Below are 20,850 nucleotides of genomic sequence, written 5' to 3' on the forward strand. Positions count from 1 at the left end.
TTCGAGGGCGAGAACCTGGTCTACGCGGCGCACATCTACCCGGACAACGGCACGCCCGAGGAGTTCGACGACACCTACGGCGCGCCCGCCGAGGACGTCCCCGTCTTCGTCACCGAGTTCGGCTGGGACCCCTACAGCGACGGCCTCGACTCCGGCACTAACACCGACTGGGGCGAGCCGTTTCGGGAGTGGGTCGAGAGCTACGACAACATGGGGTGGGCCGCCTGGTGTTTCGACGACTCCTGGGCGCCGACGATGTTCGACTCGCCCGGTATGGGCGGCGCCGACGAGTGGACGCTGCGCTCGGCGCCCGAGGAACACGGCGGGTTCATCAGGCAGTGGCTCGCCGAGACTTCCGACGAACCCCTCGCTTTGCTACGCGCGGGCAAGACAGAGGCGACGGAGGGCGACACCGTCCAGTTCGAGGCCCACGAGACGACGCCGGACAACCGCTGGATCGATTCGCTGGAGTGGACCTTCGGCGACGGCGAGTCCGCCGAGGGATGGTCGGTCAGTCACACGTTCGACGACCCCGGTCAGTACGAGATCCGGCTCACTGCCACCGACAACCAGGGCGAGCCGACGACCCACGGACTGGCGATCACTGTCACCGAACTGACCGAGAAGATCGCGACAGCCGACCCGAGCACGACCGCGCCGACCGTCGACGAGACCGTCGAGTTCGAAGCCCGGGACACCTCTGGCGACGACCGCTGGATCAATTCGCTGGAGTGGACCTTCGGCGACGGCGAGACCGCCGAGGGCTGGTGGGCCTCCCACAGCTACGGCTCGCCGGGCACCTACACCGTCGCGCTCACCGCGACCGACAACACCGGCCACTCGACCACCCACGAGGTCGAGATCTCCGTCGAGGAGGCCGCCGACGAGACCGATAGCTGACTGCCGCTTCCGGGGGAGCGGGCGTGGCGTCGGAGGCCACCACTCTACTCGTGAATCCCTGGCACGGCCCCCGAAGGCTTACTCGGGGCGGCCGCGGAGTCACGAACGGTTCCGATGGCGATCGAACTGGACGGCGAGCACACGACCGCTCGCGTGTTGGTCGACGACGAATCGCTCGTGGAGGACAACTGCCTGGCGCAGATCCAGGAACTCATCGACCACCCGGCCTTTACCGAGCCCGTTCGCGTGATGCCGGACACCCACTGGGGCGCCGGCGCGCCGATCGGGTTCACGATGCCGCTGGCCGACCGCGTCGTCCCGAACATCGTCGGCGTCGACGTTGGCTGTGGCATGGCCGCGACGAACCTCGGCGACGAACTCCCACTGTCCGACGCCGAGCGCGAGCGCCGCGTCCGCGAGGCGGTCCCGATGGGCCGGTCGGTCCACGACTACGACGATTCGGTCCACCTCGTCGAGGCGTTCCCGTTCGAGCGCGCCAACGACGTGTTCGACTCGTTCGACGCCGCATTCCGCGACCGATTCGGCCGGTCGATCGATCCCGTCTCGTTCGACTTCGACGGCTACGACGGCGAGTACTTCAAGTCGCTGTGCGACCGGGTGCTGACCGGGCGAGCGGGGATGGGCCACGTCATCCGGAGCGCCGGGACACTTGGCGGCGGCAACCACTTCGTCGAGTTCGCCCGGGCTCGCGACGCCGGCGAGTACTGGCTGGTCATCCACAGCGGGTCGCGCTACCTCGGCAAGGCCGTCGCCGAGTACTGGCAGGCCCGCGCCACCGAGCGCCGCGAGGCCGATGCCATCCGCTCTGCGATCCCCGACGAGTACGCGGCGTACGTCAAGTTCGACCCCGAGACAGTCTCAGATGCCGATCTTAAGACATGGGTCACGGGCGGCATGGGCGAGTCCCACCTCCGCAAGGAAGCCATCCGCACGGACTTCGACGGCGACGAGGTCGAAGCCGTATTCGAGACGCTCTCGAAACCCGGCGACGCCGACCGCAACGAGGCGCTCGACTGGCTGGAGGGCCGCGAGGCCGACGGCTACTACGTCGACATGCTGTTCGCCCAGCAGTACGCCCGCTGGAATCGAGAGCTGATGAGCGAGACCATCTGCGACGCGCTCGGGATCGAGCCGGTCGAGCGCTTCCAGAGCGTCCACAACTACGTCGACTTCCGCGACCTGACCATCCGGAAGGGTGCGACGCCCGCACGGGACGGCCAGCGGCTGGTCATCCCGTTCAACATGGCCGAGGGGTCGCTGCTCGCCCGCGGTCGGGGCAACGACGCGTACCACCAGACGGCGCCCCACGGCGCCGGTCGCGTGATGGGACGGCGCGAGGCTCACGAGTCGCTCTCGCTCGACGAATTCGCGGACGCGATGGACGGCGTCTACTCCGAGTCGGTAGTCGACGACGTCCTCGACGAGGCGCCGATGGCCTACAAACCGGCCGAAGCCATCGCCGCGGCCGTCGAGCCGACCGCCGAGGTCGTCGACTGGCTCGAACCGGTTCACAACCTGAAGGCGCTGGAGTAGCGGGTTCCGCGGGCACCGTTGCTCCGCTGAATGCTTCCGCTGATGACCATCCCCTCTCTGCAGATCATCTCTTCCTCAGCGGCGCCTCTAGCGTGCGGGAAGTCGGCTTCCGGATCATGTCTGATAAAATATCTGAGTGAAGAATTCTCGGATTCTAAATCTATCTGATCGGTTTTAAATCAAGTTATCGTCGATGACGGTCCGAAAGCGTTTTTGAGCCGATTTCGAGCCGTTTCTGTAGTGCGCGAACGAAGATTATATTCCGGATCTGTTTGTTGACGCGTTGGCTTCGATTCTGACCTACAATTCTAATTGAGAATAGAATCTCATTTCAGGGGCTAAATATGTGATTATCGGGGCGATCGTTCGCTGGTCGCTGCCGTGCCGTTTCGTGCCGAGTGATCGCGACACTTCCTCTCGCACCTCTCCAGATAGCCGGGAATACTTTGGTTCAACCCTGAATACGGGAAACATCTGGGGAGATACTACGATCGTATGCAGAATTATCTGATTTCAATTTATGATTGGAATCATATGGTTCTGCGAGGGGATTCCAGGTCGCTGTAGGTTCCGCAGCGCCCTCAGCGGACGAGTTCGTGTCTCGAAGCCGGCACAAGAGTTAACTGAGGTTACGCACTGAGTGTCCTCATGGAATTGACACGCCGCGACGCGGTAGCGGCGCTTGCGGCCATCGGTGTCGGTGGGGGTGTGGTGTACGGCGCGTCCGAGTTCACGGATCGCGATGAGGGTGACGAACCCGACGGGACGCCGTCGGGAGCAGGGGGCGCTGATGCACTGCTGGACACTGCGGTAGCACTCGCCGAAGTCGTCTACCCCGCGGAGGTCACCGAAGTCGAGTCGTTCGCCCGGACGTTCGTCTCCGGGCGGATCGAGAGCGACGACGACCGTCGCACGGCGATGATCGACGCAGCCAACGCACTCGACGACCGGGCGCGCTCGGAGTACAGCGCGTCGTTCCGCGAGCTGGAGCCGGGTGAGGGGAACGCGCTCCTCGAAACCCTGCGGATGTCGCAGGTCGACCCCGACCCCGAGGGCGACGAGCGCGAGCGGATCCGGTACTACCTCGTCAACGAACTCCTCTACGGGCTGCTGCGCTCGCCGAAAGGTGGACAACTCGTCGGCATCGAGAACCCGCCGGGCCATCCGGGCGGGCTAGACGCCTACCAGCAGGGACCGGACCGATGAGCGCGACGGATCGCACGCCCGCAGACCGGGCAGACGTCTGCGTCGTCGGTGCGGGGCCCGCCGGCGGCATCGTCGCCCACTCGCTGGCCACACGGGGGCACGACGTAGTCGTCCTCGAAGCCGGTCCGCGCGTTCCGCTCGACGAGCGACTGGAGCGGATGGAGCGCCACCAGCGCCCCGCGCACGACTGGAGCGACGTCTGGGGGATGGGCGGCGACCGCGACGCCTACACGTCGACGGGCGACGTGGAGTACCCACTGAACTCGACGCGGATCAAGGGCGTCGGCGGGACGACGCTGCACTGGATCGGCTACACCCCGCGCCTCCACCCCAAGGACTTCGAGATGGAGTCCCGCTACGGCTTCGCGACCGATTGGCCCATCTCCTACGACGACGTGCGACCCTATTACGCCGAAGCCGAGCGCGAGATGGGCGTCTCGGGCGCCGAAGACAATCCCTTCGCCCCGCCACGTGAGGAGTCGTTCCCGATGGAGGCATTCCCGCCGAGCCACTCCGACACCATCCTCGGCGAGGCCTGCGAGCAACTGGACATCGACGTCCACTCGGTCCCGCAGGCGCGCAACAGCGAGGGGTACGACGACCGCAGTGCCTGCGTCGGCTACGGCACTTGCCACCCGGTGTGCCCCTCCGGTGCGAAGTACGACGGCTCGGTCCACGTCCGCAAGGCCGAGTCCGAGGGCGCTCGCGTCCTCGACCGCGTGCCGGTCCAGCGGCTCGAACACGGGCCGGACGGCGAGCGCGTCGAGGCGGCCGTCTACGCGTCGCCCGACGGGAGCGAACACCGTCAGGAAGCCCGGCAGTTCGTGATCGCCTGCGGCGCCATCGAGACGCCGCGACTGCTCCTGCTCTCGAAGTCCGACAGCCACCCCGACGGGCTGGCCAACTCCTCGGGCGCCGTCGGCCGCTACCTGATGGACCACCTGCTGTACGTCGTCACCGGGCGGCTCACGGAACCCACCGGGCAACACCAGGTCGGCTTCTCCACGTCGGTCACCCACCAGTTCTACGACCACGAGGAGCCGACGCCCGGGAGCTTCTTCGTCGGCTTCCTCAACTACGCCGGCCCTTCTCCGGTCGAGGCGGCGCTGGGCGATGGCGGGTGGGGCGACGACGTCACGGCGGCGGTCGACCGCGCCTACGGCGGTCACATCGGGACGGAAGCGCTCGTCGAGCAACTCCCGGACCCGGCGAGTCGCGTCACGCTCGACAGTTCCGAGACGGACGACCACGGCAACCCCGTTCCGCAGGTCAACTGGACGGTCGGCGACCACGGCCGCACGACGGCCGAGAAAGCCATCGAGGTCCAGCGCGATATCCTCTCCGAGGCGGGCGCCCGCATCGGTTACGCCACTCCGGCTCACAGCCCGCTGTCGGGGAGCCATCCGATGGGGACCACGCGGATGGGCGAGGACCCCGCGGAGAGCGTCGTCGACTCGCGACTGCGAACGCACGACCTCGACAACCTCTCCATCGCCTCCAGCAGCGTCTTCCCCACCGGCGGCGCGATGAACCCGACGCTCACCATCGCCGCGCTCTCCCTGAAAGCTGCCGAGCACGTCGACGCCGCCCTCTGACGGCCCGGTCGTCTCCGTCCACTCCCGTCCGTCTGCGCTCCCGTTCGAGACCGACCGGAACCGATGTCGATCGACCGGACGACTGACTCGTCCGGACAGCGAAGCTTAGCCGTCCCGTGGCCCGGCGTACCCGGCCGACTCCGAGCGGTCCTCGGCGCCGCTGACCAGTTCGGCCTCGGGCACGAACAGCGGCTCCAGCAACGTCGTGTGGAACCAGGCGGCGACCGCCGGGAACACGAGCACGAACGCGACGGTGAGCACGAGCGACAGTAGCAGGAGCAGGCCGGTTAGCAGCAGCATCGAGAGCGCGGCGACCGAGTGTGTGAGGGTCCACCGGTAGCTCGTCCTGATGGCCTCCGCGAGCGGGACGCCCGCGGCCAGGCCGACGAACGTCGGAACCAGCACCAGTACGAAGTAGACGGTCACGTACAGCCCCGCGGCCCCGAGGACGCCGGCGACTGTCGCTTCCGTCTGCGCGAACTGGACGGCGTAGAGTGCGCTGATTCCCGCCATGAGGACGACGGCCCCCCCGAGCAGAAGGGCGTCGAGGCCGTGGTCGCGCACCGTACCGAGGACCGCACCGACGTCGACGGACCCCTGCTCGCGCAGCGAGGCGATCGCCGCGTACGCGCCCAGCGTCGCCGGTCCCACCGTGACCAGCGGGAGCGACGCCAGCGCCCAGGCGAGACTCACGCCGACGACCGGGAGCGCGTTCTGTACGACGAACCGGAACGTCGCACTGAAAGCGCCGTGGACGGCCTCGATACCGACGTCGGTGTCGTCGCTATCGGCGTCGTCGACGGCGTCGGACGCGGCTCGAGCGTCGTTCACGGGTCGTCCCCTCTCAGGAGTCGAACGGCGGCGCCGGAGTCGGTCATGTTCGACACTGTGGGACCGACCCGCCTCCGTGGTTCGGTTCCGGCCAAAATTGCTGTGTTTGACCCGCTGTGGGTGTCGCGGTCGGCGTCCGGATGGACTGTTATCGTGACTCGGCAGCGGTGAAACGGGGAGAACGGATCGACGGGTCGCCGGTCTGCGGGGCAGGGAGTCACTCGGTGACGCCCTGCATCTCGACCGCCTGCACGAGGTACCGCTGGAGCAGGAGGAAGACCAGAAGTAGCGGCACCGACGCGATGAGCGCCGCGGCCATGGTGCGACCCGGCCGGTAGATCTGGGCGTTGAGCAGCGAGACGAGCCCGATCGGGAGCGTGAACGCCGCGTTGTCCTGCAACACGACGAGCGGCCACAGGAACGCGTTCCAGTTGAAGACGAACTGGAACAGCGCCAGCGCGGTCAACACCGGCCGCGAGAGCGGCAGGATGAGCCGCGTGAAGATCTGGAACGTCGAGAACCCGTCGAGGCGTGCGGCCTCCTCGTACTCGTCGGGGATGTCCTTGAAGAACTGGTAGAGCAGGAACACCCCGAGCGGGCTCGCCGCCGCTGGCAGGACGACGCCCCAGTAGCTGTTGACGAGGCCCAGGTCCGCGATGATCGTGAACAGCGGCACGATGTTCAGATAGTACGGGACCATGAAACTGGCGACGATGATCCCGAGGATGGTCGCCTGCCCGGGCCAGTCCAGTCGGGACAGCGAGTAGGCGATCATCGCGTCGACGACCAGGATCAGCAGGGTCGCCCCGCCCGCGATCACGAACGTGTTGATCGTCCAGTCGACGATGAGCGAGTTCTCGAACAGGTACTGGTAGTGTTCGAGCGTGAACTCCGGCGGGATCCAGTACGGGATGCCGTCGATCGCGGTGCTCCGGGGCTGGAACGACAGCGTCAGCATGTAGAGATACGGGAGCAGGAAGATCAGCGCGACCCCGTAGAGGAACGCGTAGACGCCCACGCTCTCGAGCGTGAGGTTGCTCGTCAGTCCGTCGAACGACCGCGAGGCGCGGCCGGCTATCGAATCGTCGGGGCGTGCGTCACTCATTGTTTCCTCCGATGACGTAGTAGTTCACGAGCGAGATCATGACCAGAATGGCGAACAGGATGTACCCGATCGCCGCGGCGTACCCGAAGGACTGCTGGTTGAACGCCGTCTGATAGAGGTAGTAGACGATCGTCCGCGTCGACTGGTCCGGGCCGCCGCCGGTCATGACGTAGGGCTGGCCGAAGACCTGGAACTGGTAGATGAACTGGATGATGACGACGAACAGCATGGCGTTTCGCATCTGCGGGAGCGTGATGTCCCGGAACTGGCGCCAGGTGCTGGCGCCGTCGAGCCGCGCGGCCTCGTACAGCCGCTCGGGGACGTTCTGCCGGGCCGCGAGGAGTATCACGAAGTTGAACCCCAGCAGCCACCAGATCGTCGTCGTCGCCAGCGACGGCATCGCGAGCAGTTCCGAGGTCAGCCACTGGGGCCGGATCCCCAGGAACATATCGAGGTAGTAGTTGATCGGGCCGAAGTCCGTCGACAGGAACTCCAGCCAGACGATCGCCACGACCGCGATCGTCAACACGTAGGGACTGAAGTAGATGGTCCGGAGCGCGGTCTTGCCCTTCACGTTGCGGTTGACGCCCAGCGCGAGGACGAGGCTCAGGACCACCATCGGCGCCACCGTCAGGATCACGAAGTAGATCGTGTTCCAGAGGGCTCGCCAGAAGAACGGGTCGCTCATCAGTTCCACGTAGTTCTGGATCCCGATCCACTCCGACGCCGAGGGGAGCAGCGGGTTCCAGTCGTGGGCGCTCATCCACAGTCCCTTGCCAAGGGGCCACAGGAGGAACACGGCGAACGCGACCAGATACGGCAGGGCCCAGAGATAGCCCTGGACGGTCTCCCGGCTGACGGGACCGATGTTCTGGCGCTTGTGACCCTCCTCGGTCCGAGTCAGGCCTGCCAATCGGTTACGTATCGACATGATGGGAGTGTGTACTCTGCGATGTCAGTTTCCGATGGCGTTGTTGATCGTCTGTTCGGCTCCCTGGATAGCCTCGTCGGGCTCGGAGTTGTGCGCCCAGACGTCGACCAGCCAGCTCCAGTTGGACTCGTCGTTCGGGTCGCCCTGGGGCCACTGCGGGTGGAAGAAGTACTCCTCGGCTTCGGCCATCTCGAGGAACTTGCTGAGCGTCTTGTCGTAGATGGGCGACTCCTCGAGCGCGCCGGAGTCGTTGATCTCCTTACTGGCGGGCAGGTGGCCCGCCTCGGTCCCCCACTCGGGGTTCTGGGTGGTGATCCAGTTGGCCGCCTCGGCGGCCAGCCGGGTCTTCCGCTCGTTTCGGTCGGCGCTCTGGGGCAGGATGACGGTGTGTCCGTCCGCCCAGGCGGCGTTCTGCTCGTGCCCGGGAGCGACGTAGGGCTTGAAAAAGCCCCAGTCGAAGTCGTCGAGTTCGCGCATGACGTTGACGTACCAGGTCCCGTTGGTGACCATCCCGAGGTTTCCGTTCTGGAAGACGCGGTTCCCCCAGTTCTCCTCGGACGTCTGCTCGGCCCAGCCCCAGTCGCCGGTCATGTCGTAGAACGTCTGGGTCATCTCCTTGCCGACTTCGTTGTTGAACCGGGGCTCGCTGGCGTCCTCGTTGAACAGTTCGCCGCCGGCCTGTTTGACCCAGCCGCTCCAGGCGCGGTAGGAGCCGACCCCGTCTTGGTAGGGCGTCGGCACCCACGCGTGGTTGTCGGTCTCCGAGACGATCGCATCGCCCGCGGCCTTGAACTCCTCCCAGTTGCTCGGCGGGCTCTCCGGGTCGAGACCGGCCTCCTCGAAGATGGTCTTGTTGTAGTAGATGCCTGCCGGGTGGAAGTCCATCGGCAGGGCCTGGGCCTCGCCGTCGATCGTGACCAGGTCGCTGTGTGAGGCGAGGTACTCGTCCTCCAGACTGGTGTCGAGGTGCTGGGTCGGGTCCACGAGGACGTCGCTGAACCGCCGCAGCAGCGACCCGTGCATGATCGCCATGTCGGGGGCCGCGCCGCCGGTCAGGGACGTGAACAACCTGTCGTAGTACTGGTCCCACGGGACGCGCTGGCGCCTGATCCCGACGCCGTCGCCGAGCGGCCGTTCCTGGTTGAACTTGTCGATGATGTTCGCCATCACGACGCCGTCGCCACCACCGAACAGCGTCCAGTACGTGAGCACCGTGTCGGCGTCCGGGGGCGTCGCCGACGGGGTCCCCGTGGCCGTTCCACCGCCACCGCCACCGTCGCCGCCACCATCACCGTCGCCGCCACCGTCGCCGCCGCCATCACCACCGTCGCCACCACCACTACAACCGGCTAGCCCCACAGCGCCGGTGACACCGACCGCTCTGATAAATTTACGACGACGCCTGTTCACGCCGTTGTCATCGAGTGACATAGGGAACGATATAGAACGGCCACATATAAGAGTTTTGTAATAAATAATACAAGTATGTAGAATCCGCAGAACGAGAGCACCTGAGAGGGATCGAGCGTGATCGGATGCCGGGGACCAACAGCCACGACGCGCAGCGGGCGGTCGGCCCGCTCGAGCGCTATCGCGGTCAGTCTTCGGCGGCCGCGACCGAGCTCTCGCCGGTCGTGGTCGCCTGTGCGGTCGGTTCGACGTCCGCGAGGATGTTCTGGCCGTTCTTCTCCCGGAAGAGATGGAGATTCGATTCGTCGAACCGAACCGTGATGTCGGTCCCCACCTCGGGTTTGACGTCGCCGGGGACGCGGACCCGACACTCGGCCCCGCCCATCGTGAGATAGAGGTAGTTGTCACTGCCTATCGGCTCGCGGACGTCGAGGTGTGCCTGAATGGCGTTTTTCTCACCGTTGTCGGTCAGATGGATGTTCTCCGGACGGATACCGAGGACGAGCCGTTCCCCGTCGCTGGCGTCCTCGCGAACCTGCTCCAGGTGCTGGTCCGAGAGGTGGTAGTCGAAGGCCTCGCCCACGAGCGTGTTCCCGTCCAGCTGCACGTCGAAGGTGTTCATCGACGGACTGCCGACGAAGTCCGCGACGAACAGGTTCGCGGGCTCGTTGTAGATCTGCTCCGGCGTTCCGACCTGCTGTATCTTCCCGCCGTCCAGAACGACGATCCGGTCGGACATCGTCATCGCCTCCTCCTGGTCGTGGGTCACGTAGATCGAGGTCGTCCCGAGCTCCTCCTGGATGCGCTGGAGTTCCGTGCGCATGTGGACGCGCAGCTTCGCGTCGAGGTTCGAGAGGGGCTCGTCGAACAGGAACACCTCGGGGTCGCGCACGATCGCCCGGCCGGTGGCGACGCGCTGTTGCTGGCCGCCCGAGAGGCTCCCCGGCTTCTTGTCCAGCTGGTCCTCGATCCCCATCATCTCGGCGGCCTCCTCGACGCGTTCCGCGACTTCCTCGTCCGAGAGGTCCGAGGTCAGTTTCAGCCCGTAGGACATGTTCTTCCGGGCGGTCATGTGCGGGTACAGCGCGTAGTTCTGGAAGACCATCGCCACTCCCCTGTCCTGGGGCTGGACGTCGTTGATGACCCGGTCCCCGATCTTCATCGTCCCATCGGTGATGTCCTCGAGTCCGGCGACCATCCGCAGCAGCGTCGATTTCCCCGACCCCGACGGACCGACGATCGTCACGAACTCGCCGTCCTCGACCTCGAGACTGACACCGTCGACGGCCAGTATCCGCCCCTCGTCGCTGTCCTCGTAGATCTTCGTCACGTCGTCGATGCTAACACTAGCCATACCGCTCCATAAGCCGGGACCTGTTAAAATATCTTTGGCCATCTGTGCACTACCGGCGAAACAGTTAACATTCCCATCCCGATACCGGGGTGTATGCGATCCGAGAGAGCGGCTGGTCCCGGGATCGCGGCGCCCGCGCGTCGAGGTGGACAGTGACCGACCCGCGGACACCGTCCGACCGCGTCGACGTCTGTATCGTCGGGGCGGGGCCCGCCGGTGCCGTCACCGCCGCCAGGCTCGTCGAGCGCGGCCACGAGGTGGTCGTTCTCGAGGCGGGCCCGCGGTTCGATTTCGCTGACCGACAGCGCCGGATGGAGCGGTACCTGCGCCCCGCCCACGGCTGGACGGACATCTGGGACATGGGCGGGCCGCGGGACGCCTACACGTCGAGCGGGAACGTCGACTACCCGCTGAACACGACCCGCGTCAAAGGCGTCGGCGGGACGACGCTGCACTGGCTAGGACTCACGCCCCGCTTTCACGAGAAGGACTTCGAGATGGAGTCCCGCTACGGCCTCGCGACCGACTGGCCCATCTCCTACGGTGACCTGCGGCCCTACTACGCCGAGGCCGAGCGCGAGATGGGCGTCGCCGGAAGCGAGGACAACCCCTTCGCCCCGCCCCGCGAGGAGCCGTTCCCGATGGAGCGGTTCCCCCCGAGCTACTCGGACTCGCTGTTCGCCGCGGCCTGCGAGGAACTCGACGTCGCGGTCCACTCGGTCCCGCAGGCGCGCAACAGCGAACCGTACGACGGTCGGGCGGCGTGCCAGGGATGGGGCACGTGTGCGCCGGTCTGCCCCTCGGGCGCGAAGTACGACGCGACCGTTCACGTCCGCAAGGCCGAGGAAGCAGGCGCACGCATCGTCGACCGGGCGCCGGTCCAGCGACTCGAACACGGCCACGACGGCGACCGCGTCGAGGCTGCCGTCTACGCGACCCCCGACGGTGCCGAACACCGCCAGGAAGCCCGCCAGTTCGTGATCGCCTGTGGCGGCATCGAGACGCCGCGCCTGTTGCTGCTGTCGAAGTCCGAACAGTACCCGGACGGACTGGCCAACTCCTCCGGTGCGGTGGGGCGGTACCTGATGGAACACGCCTTCGCGGGCACGAACGCACTCGTGCTGGAGCGGACCGAACAACACGAGATCGGGTTCATCACCAGCGAGTCCCACCAGTTCTACGACCACGAGGAACCGACCCCGGGCAGCATCAAACTCGAGTTCTTCAACTACGCCGGCCCGTCGCCACTGGACGTCGCGCTCGGGGACGGACGGTGGGGAGCGGACCTGCTGGAGGCCGTCGACTTCGAGTATGGCAACCACCTGCAGATCGGCGCGCTCGTCGAGCAGTTGCCCGACCCGACGAACCGCGTCACGCTCGACACCGACGAGACCGACGACCACGGCAACCCCGTTCCGGACGTCTCCTGGGACGTCGGCGACCACGCCGTCGCCGCGATGGAGCGCGCCCACGAGATTCAGCGACGAATCCTCACCACGATGGGCGCGCGCGTCACCGGACAGACGGGCGTCCACCACCCCGGCCCGGCACGCCACCCGATGGGAACGACCCGGATGGGGACGGATCCGGCCGAGAGCGTCGTCGACTCGCGGCTTCGCACGCACGACCTCGAAAACCTCTCCATCGCCTCCAGCAGCGTCTTCCCCACCGGCGGCGCGATGAACCCGACGCTTACCATCGTCGCGCTCACGCTCAAAGCGGTCGAGCACGTCGACGAGGAGCTGTAGAGGCGAGGGTCACGGCGTCGTCCGAGAGATCGCGGACGGGCCGAGGATCGGCCCGACGCGGCGGGGGAGTCGAGCGCTACCGGGCAGGCGCGGTTCTCACTGGATCGAGATGCCCGCGACCGTCGCGGGGCCGAGGTCGGTGGTCAGCGTTCCGTCGCTGACGGACACGTCGAGGTCCTCGGGCTCGAACTCGCCGGCGTTGTCGGCGTCGACCGTCGCTCCCGGGTCGTGGCCGTCGAAGAGAACCTGCGCCTCGGCGGCGTCGGAAGCGGCGTTCCCGACGTCGATCTCCACGGTCTGGTTCCCGCGGCAGTCGAGGTTCGTCACGGTGACGTACACCTCGCCGTCGTCGGCGACCGAGGCCGAGGCGCCCACGAGCGGCAACTCGCCGTCGTCCAGTTCGCGCGTTGGCGCGTCGACCGAGGTCGTCAGGGCCTCGTTGCCCTTGTGGGGGGCGTACAGGTCGAAGACGCGGTAGGTCGGCCGGGCGAAGGCGTCGTCGCCGTCGGTCTCGACGAGGCACTGCAGGACGTTGACCGTCTGGGCGATGTTGGACATCGTCATCACGTCTGCGTGGTGGTTGAAGATGTCCAGCACGGCGGCCGCGGAGAGGGCGTCGATGACAGTTCCGGGCTGTTCGAGGCCGGAGTCGGCTGTCGCCTCGACGTGCCAGGCGCCCCACTCGTCGATGATGACGCCGATGTCGCGGGTCGTCGCCACGGCGTCGATGGCGCCGGCGATGCGCTCGATGTGTCGCTCCATCTCCAGCGCTTCGGCGAGGAACTCGTCGTACTTCTCCTCGTCGGCCTCGGCGACGGACATGTCGCGGCCGTAGTAGTGGTGCAGCGTCAGGTGGTCGAGCGGGAACTCGACGCCCCACGCCGTCTCGCCGACCTCTTCGAGGTACCGGCGGTTCCACTCGTGGCGCTCGAACCCGACGGCGATGAGTTCGTGGGCTTCCTCGACCATCAGGTTGTCCAGCCCGCCGACGTAGGTGGCGAAGCGGCGGTACTCCCGGGCGTACTGCTCGGGCGACATCTGGCCGCCGCAGCCCCAGTTCTCGTTGCCGATGCCCCAGTACTTCACGCCGTAGGGCTCCTCGTGGCCGTTCTCGCGACGGCGGTTGGCCAGCTCCGTGTCGCCGCCGTAGTTGCAGTACTCGACCCAGTTGGTCGCTTCCTGCGGGTCGCCCGATCCGACGTTGAGCGCGAGATACGGCTCGGTATCGACGCGCTCGCAGAGTTCGAGGAATTCGTCGGTGCCGAAGGTGTTGGGCTCCTCGGGGACCTCCTCGCGGCCCTGCGCCCAGAAGAGGTTTCGACGCCGCGGCCGCTCGTCGCCGATGCCGTCCTCCCAGTGGTAGTCGTCGGCGAAACAACCGCCGGGCCAGCGCAACACCGGCATCTCCAGTTCGTCGAGCAGGGAGACGACATCCTCACGGAAGCCGTCCTCGTCGACGGTCTCGTCGTGCCAGACGCCGTCGTAGATACAGCGTCCGAGGTGCTCGGCGAAGTGCCCGTGGAGTTCGGGTTCGATACGGTCGATGCCCGCTTCCGGATGAACCGATATGCGAGTGTCTGACATACGAATACAACCCCCGCTGACTCAACAATAAAACAACCGATCGGGGAGATTTCGGTGCCCCCTCGCGCGGCGGAGTTTCGTCGGATCCTCGCAGCCAGTAGCGTGTGGAATGTGATCGTCTGGCCATCGGTGATGGCGTGGGAGCCGGGTTCGATTCCGATACTTTCGGAACGCATGTGCTATGAGTAACCACCACACCCACCCGGATTTTCGGTGTTGTCAGCCGATATCGAAGGATATACCGAATCTGACTGGACGCGACTTTGATACATCCTGATCGTCCGTGTTAGACAACTTCGGATTGGTTCACTGCCGTTTCGTGGGGCGCTATTGCGCGTGATTATTTGTTAAAGATTCATTTACATTACGCTATTAGGTGTGTAATTCGAGGGCGTCGACTCGACGCCGACTGCGGGCTGAATCCGTTCCGGTTATCTCGGAACAGATACTGTATAATCGGACGAACGTACATCTCTCGGAGGGAGCAACCCGTCTCTGGACCGGCCTTCGATGGGCCTGTCGTCGGAAGTCTGGATCGGTCGTCATCGCGGCAAACTATTTATTCCGGACGAGAGATATCGAGTAGTGACGAATGAGATACTTCAAGACCAGTCGCGGGACGGGCAGCGCTGTCGTCGCCGAGCGAGGCGACGAGCTGTACGATCTGAGCGAGACCGGGGCGAGCGTCGATTCGTTCCGGGAACTCGCGCGGGCGGCGACCATCGCGGATCGCCCGCTGGACGAACTCACGGCCGCGCTGTGTGAGGAGGCGCCGCTGGTCGAGCGGGCTGCGGTCCGCAGCGACCTGCGGATGCCGGTCCAGCCGGACGAGATCTGGGGCGCGGGCGTCACCTACGCTATCAGCCAGGAAGACCGCCAGGAGGAGGGCGGACTCGGCGAGACGTACCTGAACGCGTACGAGGCCGACCGCCCCGAGGTGTACTTCAAGGCGACGCCGACCCGGACGGTCGGCCCCGGCGAAGCGGTCGGCATCAGGGGCGACTCCGAGTGGAACGCGCCCGAGCCCGAACTCTCGCTCGTCCTGCTCGACGGCGAGGTCGTGGGCTACACCGTCGGCAACGACATGTGCAGTCGGTCGATCGAGCGCGAGAACCTGCTGTATCTCCCCCAGAGCAAGATCTACGACCGGAGCTGCGCGGTCGGGCCCGCCGTCGCGCTGGTCGACGACCCACACGATCTGGAGATGACGATGACCATCGAGCGCGACGGCGAGTCGGTGTTCGCGGAGTCGACCTCGACCTCGGAGATGGTCCGTACCTGCGAGGAGCTGGCGTCGTACTTCAGACGCCACAACTACGTCCCGGAACTGACCGTCCTGCTCACCGGCACTTCGATCATCCCGCCGGCCGACGTGACGCTCCTGGAGGGCGACACAGTGAAGATAACCATCGAGGACATCGGGACGCTCGAAAACGAGGTCGTCGTGGTCTGACCCCTCGGCCGATGCAGGCAACTCCCGTTTTCACGGGCTCGGTCTGTTCGGTCGTGCCCGATTCCGAAATGGCCGGAACTATTAAGCGTTGTTACTTCGACCGTTCAGGTATGGACGTCCGCCGCGAACCGAAGATACGCGCGACCGCGGTGAGCTTCCGTATCTTCGAACGCATCAAGGACAACGACGGGCTGACGCTGACCGGACTCGTCGAGGAACTCGACAAGCCGACGAGCACCGTCCACGACCACCTCCAGACGCTGACGGACCTGGGGTATCTGATTCGCGAGGGCGACGAGTACGTGCTCAGCATGAAGTTCCTCGAACTGGGCGGATACGCTCGCACGCGGTCGCAGCTCTGCCGGATCGCCGAGTCGGAGATACAGAACCTCGCGCTGGACGTCGGCGACCACGCGAACCTCATGGTCGAGGAGAACGGGCTCGGAGTCTTCCTCCTCAAGCGCAAGGGCGACCAGGCGCTCTCGCTCGACACCTTCGAAGGCAAGCGCGTCCACCTTCACACCACCGCGCTTGGGAAGTCGATGCTGGCCTACATGGACGAGGATCGACTCGACGGGATCATCGAGGAACACGGGCTTCCCGGAGTGACGGAGAACACGATCACGGACGAAGCCGAACTGCGCGCGGAGCTCGAAGCGATCCGCGAGCGCGGATACGCGACCGACGACGAGGAACGCCTGGAAGGGATCCGGTGTATCGCCGCCCCCATCCGGACGTCCGGAGATACGGTCGTCGGCGCCGTCAGCGTCTCCGGGATCAAAAGCCGGATGCGAGGCGAACACTTCCACGAGCGGATCCCGCAGAAAGTGGAGAGCACCGTCAACGTCATCGAAGTCAACATGCGCCACCGGTGATCCGGCGACAGATCGCTGTGAATCCCGGGAACCGAGGGAAACTCGCCGTCAGCGGTTCCCGGTGCGGACGAAGGTGACGGGGCAGGGCGCGTCGAGCATGACCGACTGAGCGGTCGACCCGAAGACGGCCTTCCCCGTTGGCGACCGCTTGCGCCCGCCGATAAGTATCCGGTCGGCGTCGATCTCCTCGGCGGTAGCGACGATGCGCTCGGCGGCGTCGCCGACCTCCCCCAGAACGTCGTACCTGACGCCGGCGTCCGCGAGTTGTGACGTCACGTCCCGGAGGGGAGCGAAGCGGTCGGCGACCACGTCCGGGGTAGCGGCCTCGCTGCCGCGTTCGATGTCGAGTCTGTCGATAGTGTTCTCCAGCTCGGACTCGCTGAACACGTGCAGGACCGAGACGGTCGCGTCTGCCGGCTTCGCGACGGCGACCGTCTCCGCGACGAGTCGGTCGACGCGGTCGCTGTCGTCCAGTCCCACGGGTAACAGTATGGATTCGATCGGCATGCTGCCTCTATCGTTTCGTCCGATCCCTCATAAAATGATGGTGCGGACGGGAACGACCCGGAGTCGGGGTACGGGCGGCTACTGCAACCCGCCGAGGGTCTCGATGCCGTTCAGCCGCTCCATCTCGGCGTCGGTGAGCTCCAGGTCGAGCGCCGCGAGGTTCTCCTCGAGCTGCTCGACGGAGCTCACGCCGACGACCGGGATCGTCGGCGGATCCCGCTGAGTCAGCCACGCGAGCACGACCTGGTTGCCCGAGGCGTCCTTCCGCTCGGCGACGTCCTGCACCGCTTCCATCTTCAGCCGGTTCTCCGTGGTGACGTATCCCTCGGGGATCCGGCGGTCGTCACGGCCGTAACAGCCCTGCAACAGCGGCGAGTACGGCAGCATCGTCAGGCCGTGGTCGTCGCAGTAGGTGACGAGTTCGTCGGTGGCGGGCCGCTGGGGCGCGAAGTCCGCGTTCCGGTGGGGGACGAGATACGAGAACCGCGGCTGGACGCAACTGAACTCGGTGAGCCCGCGCTCCTCGGCGAGCGTGTTGGCGCGAGCGAGCCGCCAGCCGTGGTAGTTGCTGGCGCCCAGGTGGCGGACGCTGCCCGACTCGACCAGCCGGTCGAAGGCGGCCATCGTCTCGCCGAGCGGCGTCTCCCGGTCGTCGACGTGGGCGTACAGCAGGTCGACGTAGTCGGTGCCGAGGCGGTCGAGGCTCTTCTCGACTTCGCGTTCGATCAGGTCGGGGTCCAGCGACTGCGGGACGTCGCCGTAGTCGAACCCCACCTTCGTCGCGACGAACATCTCGTCGCGGACGCCGCGGTCGTCGAGCCACTCGCCGAGGAACGGCTCGCTCGCGGGCTCGTCGTGGCCGTCGACCCACGTCGCGTAGATGTTGGCCGTGTCGAGAAAGCGGCCGCCCGCCTCGTAGTAGCGGTCGAGGATCGCTCGCGAGGTCTCCGGGTCGGTCCGGCTCCCGAAGTACATCGCGCCGAGACAGAGCGGGCTGACGCTCTCACCAGTCGTACCGAGCGGTCGTTCGTTCACGCCTGTGTGTTGGCGTCGCGGACAAAAGCACTGGCGGTCGGCGTAGCCGAGGCGTTGTCCGACCGGCCGTGGCGTGGGGCCGCCCGGCGCCGCTACAGGTCTCGCAGGAGCCGGTCGACCAGCGCCGTCGCGGTCGGATGGTCGCCGTAGCGGTCGGTGACGCGGAACGTGCAGCCGCAGAGTCGGCCGTCGCCCCGGTCGCGGACCACGAGCGGGCTGCCCCAGTTGGCGATCCACCCCTCGACGGACCCGACGTGGATCTCGTCGGCCGACGCGTCGAGCCCCTCGATCAGGTCGTGGGGGAACAGATCCTCGAACGCCCAGCCGACGCGGGCGTCCGTACACAGGTCGCCGAGGAGGTCGCTGTCCTGATACAGGAGTGACGACACGAGGTTCCAGCTCTCGCCCGCGGGGAGGTTCCGGTAGTCGAAGGCGTCGGAATCGACCATCCGTCCGTCGGGTTCGGGGACGACCAGCGCCGACCCGCCGTTCTCCACGAACTCGGCGACCGACCCGTCGACCTCCGTGACCGCAGCCACGTCCGCCGCGTCGAGGTCGTCGGTGACGTCGACGCCCCCCGTTTCCAGTGCAGCGGCGAGCGGCTCGTCCGCGTAGACCGTCCGGTCGGGCGCCTCGCTCGCGACGACGAACACCGGTTCCGCGTTCGAGACGTCCCGGTCCGCAACATCGACCGTCACGTCGAGCGCGTGAGCGTCAGTCTCAGCGTCTACACTGGGTGACAGCGTGATCGCTCCCTCGGCGGTCGTCGTCCCAAATCCGTCGACGGTGACCGACTGCGATCCCTCCGCTCCGGGACCGCTCCACCGGAGTTGTCCCTCCAGCGTCTCCGTCGTGTCATTGACGATGCGGACAGTCGCTGTCACCTCGTCGCCGGGCGCGACGGCGTGGCTCTCGGGATCGATCGCGACCAGTACCTCGCTGTTGACCGTGGCGAAGTCGTCGGCGAGGTACTCCTTCGGGTCGCGGAGGTAGTCGAGGATGCCGTTGAACTCCCACTCGATGTCGGAGAACTCCGTGACGACGTAGCCCGCGACGGCGTCGTGAGTCCGCATCTCCTCGACGACGCCCTGAAGCGAGACGGCCTCGCGACGCTGCCACGCCTCCGCGAGGTCGTCGTAGTCGTCGAAGACCTCCGGGAGGTCCGTCGCCTCGTAGCGCTCGTCGACGCCCTCCGGGCGCTTGAGCGGGTCGTCGAGGAAGTCGTGGGAGAACCACGACGGGTCGCCGTCGTAGTGCTCGCGGAGCTTCGGCAGGTCCGGGAAGCCCCACGTCCCGAACTCCGAGATCAGGACGGGCGCGTCCTCCGCGGGCGTGTTCTCGGTCGCGTAGTTGTCCCCGGGGTTGGCCCCGATCTCGTCGAGGGCGTCGGCCCACGGCTCCGCCCGGTCGGGGCTGACGTAGTACTCGTGGTAGTCGTTGAGATCCGTCGCGACGTGGGCCCACCCGGAGTTGTCGCAGACGAGCCGCGTCGGGTCCCACTCCTTGGCCTCGTGGAAGAGGTCGGTCAGGTACGCCTGTTTCTCCTCGTCGTTCCAGAGGCGCCCATCGTGCATGGAGTAGTCCTCCTGGTCGAGGCCGATGCCCCACTCCTCGTTGTAGAGGCTCCAGGCGACGACGCTGGGGCTGTTGTAGTCGCGGTCGATCAGCCCGTACAACTGCTCGCGGACCTCCCGCTTGGAGCGCTCGGAGTATATCGTCGGGTTCGCCGGCTCCTGCCAGACGAGGATGCCGAGGCGGTCGGCGGCCTCGACGAAGTCGGGGTGGGCCGGCTTGATGTGCTTGCGGAGCATGTTGAACCCCAGCTCCTTCGCGGTCCGGATCTCGTACTCGAACAGATCGTCGTCGAAGGGCCGATAGAGCGTGTCCGGGTAGTACGCCTGGTCGAGCGCGCCGCGGACGTACAGCGGCTCGCCGTTGAGATAGAGGCGGTCGCCGTCGGCGTCGACGCTGCGCATCCCGAAGTAGGTCTCCGTCGCGTCGACCGCGTCGCCGTCGTCCCGAAGTGCGACGTGAACGTCGTAGAGCGCGGGGTCGTCGGGCGTCCAGTAGTCGGCGTCGTGGATGGAAACGGTGCAGGTTCCTTCGCCGCCTTCGATGTCGCAGGTCGCCGTGGCGACTTCCTCGCCGTCACGTGAGACCGTGACGGCAGCGTCGAGGGAACTGGCGCTTCCGTCGACCGTCACCTCGACGGTCGCGGTGTCGTCGTCCAGATCCGGCGTGACCTGTACGTCCTCGACGAACCGCTCGGGCCGGGATTCGAGGGAGACCGACTGCCAGATGCCGCTGACGCGGGTGTACCACGGTTCGCCCTGCTTGCCGTGAGGGATCTCCGAGAGGTCCTCGGGGTCGGTCACTTCGACGGCGACGACGCTCTCGCCCGGCGAGATGGCGTCGGTCACCTCCACCTCGAAGGGGAGGTAGCCCTCGCGGTTGGTCCCGATCTCCTGCCCGTCGACGTAGACGGTCGCCTCGTAGTCGACGGCGCCGAACCGCAGGAAGGCGCGGTCACCGCTTCCGTCGGACTCGACCGTTCGGCGGTACCACGCCGTCCCTGTGTACTCGCGATGTGTCTCGTCCTCCTGCCAGGCGTGCGGGACGGTCACGCGCTCGGCCTCGCTCCAGTCCGCGTCGGGGTCGGCGAGCGATCGTTCCTCGTCGCCGTCCGGGGCCGTCAGAAACAGCCACTCGCCGTCGAGCGATTCCGTGACTCGCCTCTCGCCGTTCGGTGACTCCATGGCGCT

Annotated in this window: 16 protein-coding genes; 7 read left to right on the forward strand and 9 right to left on the reverse strand. The window is 66.5% G+C overall.

All coding sequences use genetic code 11. From position 1 onward, the window contains the following. The 4 genes from AB2U09_RS04470 to AB2U09_RS04485 form a co-directional block, all read left to right on the forward strand. On the forward strand, window positions 1-900 hold a 900-nt coding region (locus tag AB2U09_RS04470; RefSeq protein WP_459191490.1), incomplete at its 5' end, for a PKD domain-containing protein. A 114-nt stretch (window positions 901-1,014) separates the two neighbouring features. Next, on the forward strand, window positions 1,015-2,454 hold the full coding sequence (locus AB2U09_RS04475) for an RtcB family protein (RefSeq protein ID WP_459191491.1): 1,440 nt from the start codon (window positions 1,015-1,017) through the stop codon (window positions 2,452-2,454). Window positions 2,455-3,102: 648 nt separating this feature from the next. Next, window positions 3,103-3,660: a gluconate 2-dehydrogenase subunit 3 family protein gene (locus AB2U09_RS04480; protein ID WP_459191492.1), complete on the forward strand. Its 558-nt coding sequence runs from the start codon at window positions 3,103-3,105 to the stop codon at window positions 3,658-3,660. Beyond that, entirely contained in the window at window positions 3,657-5,255 is a 1,599-nt protein-coding gene (locus AB2U09_RS04485; protein ID WP_459191493.1) for a GMC family oxidoreductase, read from the forward strand. Before AB2U09_RS04480 ends, AB2U09_RS04485 begins: the two co-directional genes overlap by 4 nt. A gap of 105 nt (window positions 5,256-5,360) precedes the next feature. On the opposite strand, the gene AB2U09_RS04490 is transcribed toward AB2U09_RS04485, so the two are convergent. The 5 genes from AB2U09_RS04490 to AB2U09_RS04510 form a co-directional block, all read right to left on the reverse strand. Further along, window positions 5,361-6,086, reverse strand: a complete 726-nt coding sequence (locus AB2U09_RS04490) for a hypothetical protein (RefSeq protein ID WP_459191494.1) — start codon at window positions 6,084-6,086, stop codon at window positions 5,361-5,363. A 217-nt stretch (window positions 6,087-6,303) separates the two neighbouring features. After that, on the reverse strand, window positions 6,304-7,191 hold the full coding sequence (locus AB2U09_RS04495; protein WP_459191495.1) for a carbohydrate ABC transporter permease: 888 nt from the start codon (window positions 7,189-7,191) through the stop codon (window positions 6,304-6,306). Beyond that, on the reverse strand, window positions 7,184-8,122 hold the full coding sequence (locus AB2U09_RS04500) for a carbohydrate ABC transporter permease (RefSeq protein ID WP_459191496.1): 939 nt from the start codon (window positions 8,120-8,122) through the stop codon (window positions 7,184-7,186). Before AB2U09_RS04500 ends, AB2U09_RS04495 begins: the two co-directional genes overlap by 8 nt. A gap of 24 nt (window positions 8,123-8,146) precedes the next feature. Further along, a complete protein-coding gene (locus AB2U09_RS04505) occupies window positions 8,147-9,553 on the reverse strand; it encodes an extracellular solute-binding protein (RefSeq protein ID WP_459191497.1) in 1,407 nt (468 codons plus the stop codon). Between the two features lie 166 nt (window positions 9,554-9,719). Continuing rightward, window positions 9,720-10,886, reverse strand: coding sequence for an ABC transporter ATP-binding protein (locus tag AB2U09_RS04510; RefSeq protein ID WP_459191498.1), 1,167 nt, complete (start codon window positions 10,884-10,886; stop codon window positions 9,720-9,722). A 152-nt stretch (window positions 10,887-11,038) separates the two neighbouring features. Here AB2U09_RS04510 and AB2U09_RS04515 point away from each other — a divergent pair, with 152 nt between their 5' ends. After that, window positions 11,039-12,634, forward strand: coding sequence for a GMC family oxidoreductase (locus AB2U09_RS04515; RefSeq protein ID WP_459191499.1), 1,596 nt, complete (start codon window positions 11,039-11,041; stop codon window positions 12,632-12,634). Window positions 12,635-12,730: 96 nt separating this feature from the next. On the opposite strand, the gene AB2U09_RS04520 is transcribed toward AB2U09_RS04515, so the two are convergent. Further along, the gene (locus tag AB2U09_RS04520; RefSeq protein WP_459191500.1) at window positions 12,731-14,218 is read right to left on the reverse strand and encodes an alpha-N-arabinofuranosidase; all 1,488 of its coding nucleotides are present in this window, start codon (window positions 14,216-14,218) and stop codon (window positions 12,731-12,733) included. 592 nt (window positions 14,219-14,810) lie between these two features. On the opposite strand from AB2U09_RS04520, the gene AB2U09_RS04525 reads away from it, so the two are divergent. Together AB2U09_RS04525 and AB2U09_RS04530 are read left to right on the forward strand one after the other, a co-directional pair. Beyond that, on the forward strand, window positions 14,811-15,671 hold the full coding sequence (locus AB2U09_RS04525; protein ID WP_459191501.1) for a fumarylacetoacetate hydrolase family protein: 861 nt from the start codon (window positions 14,811-14,813) through the stop codon (window positions 15,669-15,671). Between the two features lie 110 nt (window positions 15,672-15,781). Beyond that, on the forward strand, window positions 15,782-16,546 hold the full coding sequence (locus AB2U09_RS04530) for an IclR family transcriptional regulator (protein WP_459191502.1): 765 nt from the start codon (window positions 15,782-15,784) through the stop codon (window positions 16,544-16,546). A 48-nt stretch (window positions 16,547-16,594) separates the two neighbouring features. Here the strand turns inward: AB2U09_RS04530 and AB2U09_RS04535 are convergent, their stop codons facing one another. The 3 genes from AB2U09_RS04535 to AB2U09_RS04545 form a co-directional block, all read right to left on the reverse strand. After that, on the reverse strand, window positions 16,595-17,053 hold the full coding sequence (locus AB2U09_RS04535) for a universal stress protein (RefSeq protein ID WP_459191503.1): 459 nt from the start codon (window positions 17,051-17,053) through the stop codon (window positions 16,595-16,597). A 78-nt stretch (window positions 17,054-17,131) separates the two neighbouring features. Further along, window positions 17,132-18,088 (reverse strand): aldo/keto reductase, encoded by a 957-nt coding sequence (locus AB2U09_RS04540; RefSeq protein ID WP_459191504.1) that lies wholly within the window; start codon window positions 18,086-18,088, stop codon window positions 17,132-17,134. Between the two features lie 92 nt (window positions 18,089-18,180). Further along, complete coding sequence (locus tag AB2U09_RS04545; protein ID WP_459191505.1) at window positions 18,181-20,844, reverse strand: glycoside hydrolase family 2 protein; 2,664 nt, start codon at window positions 20,842-20,844, stop codon at window positions 18,181-18,183. Between the last annotated feature and the right edge of the window lie 6 nt (window positions 20,845-20,850).

The organism is Halosimplex yunnanense (assembly GCF_054504345.1).

What these genes read in the sequence shown, in the direction of transcription:
- AB2U09_RS04475 (WP_459191491.1), top strand. Translation starts at nt 1,015, where the DNA reads ATGGCGATCGAACTGGACGGCGAGCACACGACCGCTCGCGTGTTGGTC.
- AB2U09_RS04480 (WP_459191492.1), top strand. Translation starts at nt 3,103, where the DNA reads ATGGAATTGACACGCCGCGACGCGGTAGCGGCGCTTGCGGCCATCGGT.
- AB2U09_RS04485 (WP_459191493.1), top strand. Translation starts at nt 3,657, where the DNA reads ATGAGCGCGACGGATCGCACGCCCGCAGACCGGGCAGACGTCTGCGTC.
- AB2U09_RS04495 (WP_459191495.1), bottom strand. Translation starts at nt 7,191, where the DNA reads ATGAGTGACGCACGCCCCGACGATTCGATAGCCGGCCGCGCCTCGCGG.
- AB2U09_RS04500 (WP_459191496.1), bottom strand. Translation starts at nt 8,122, where the DNA reads ATGTCGATACGTAACCGATTGGCAGGCCTGACTCGGACCGAGGAGGGT.
- AB2U09_RS04505 (WP_459191497.1), bottom strand. Translation starts at nt 9,553, where the DNA reads ATGTCACTCGATGACAACGGCGTGAACAGGCGTCGTCGTAAATTTATC.
- AB2U09_RS04510 (WP_459191498.1), bottom strand. Translation starts at nt 10,886, where the DNA reads ATGGCTAGTGTTAGCATCGACGACGTGACGAAGATCTACGAGGACAGC.
- AB2U09_RS04520 (WP_459191500.1), bottom strand. Translation starts at nt 14,218, where the DNA reads ATGTCAGACACTCGCATATCGGTTCATCCGGAAGCGGGCATCGACCGT.
- AB2U09_RS04525 (WP_459191501.1), top strand. Translation starts at nt 14,811, where the DNA reads ATGAGATACTTCAAGACCAGTCGCGGGACGGGCAGCGCTGTCGTCGCC.
- AB2U09_RS04530 (WP_459191502.1), top strand. Translation starts at nt 15,782, where the DNA reads ATGGACGTCCGCCGCGAACCGAAGATACGCGCGACCGCGGTGAGCTTC.
- AB2U09_RS04535 (WP_459191503.1), bottom strand. Translation starts at nt 17,053, where the DNA reads ATGCCGATCGAATCCATACTGTTACCCGTGGGACTGGACGACAGCGAC.
- AB2U09_RS04545 (WP_459191505.1), bottom strand. Translation starts at nt 20,844, where the DNA reads ATGGAGTCACCGAACGGCGAGAGGCGAGTCACGGAATCGCTCGACGGC.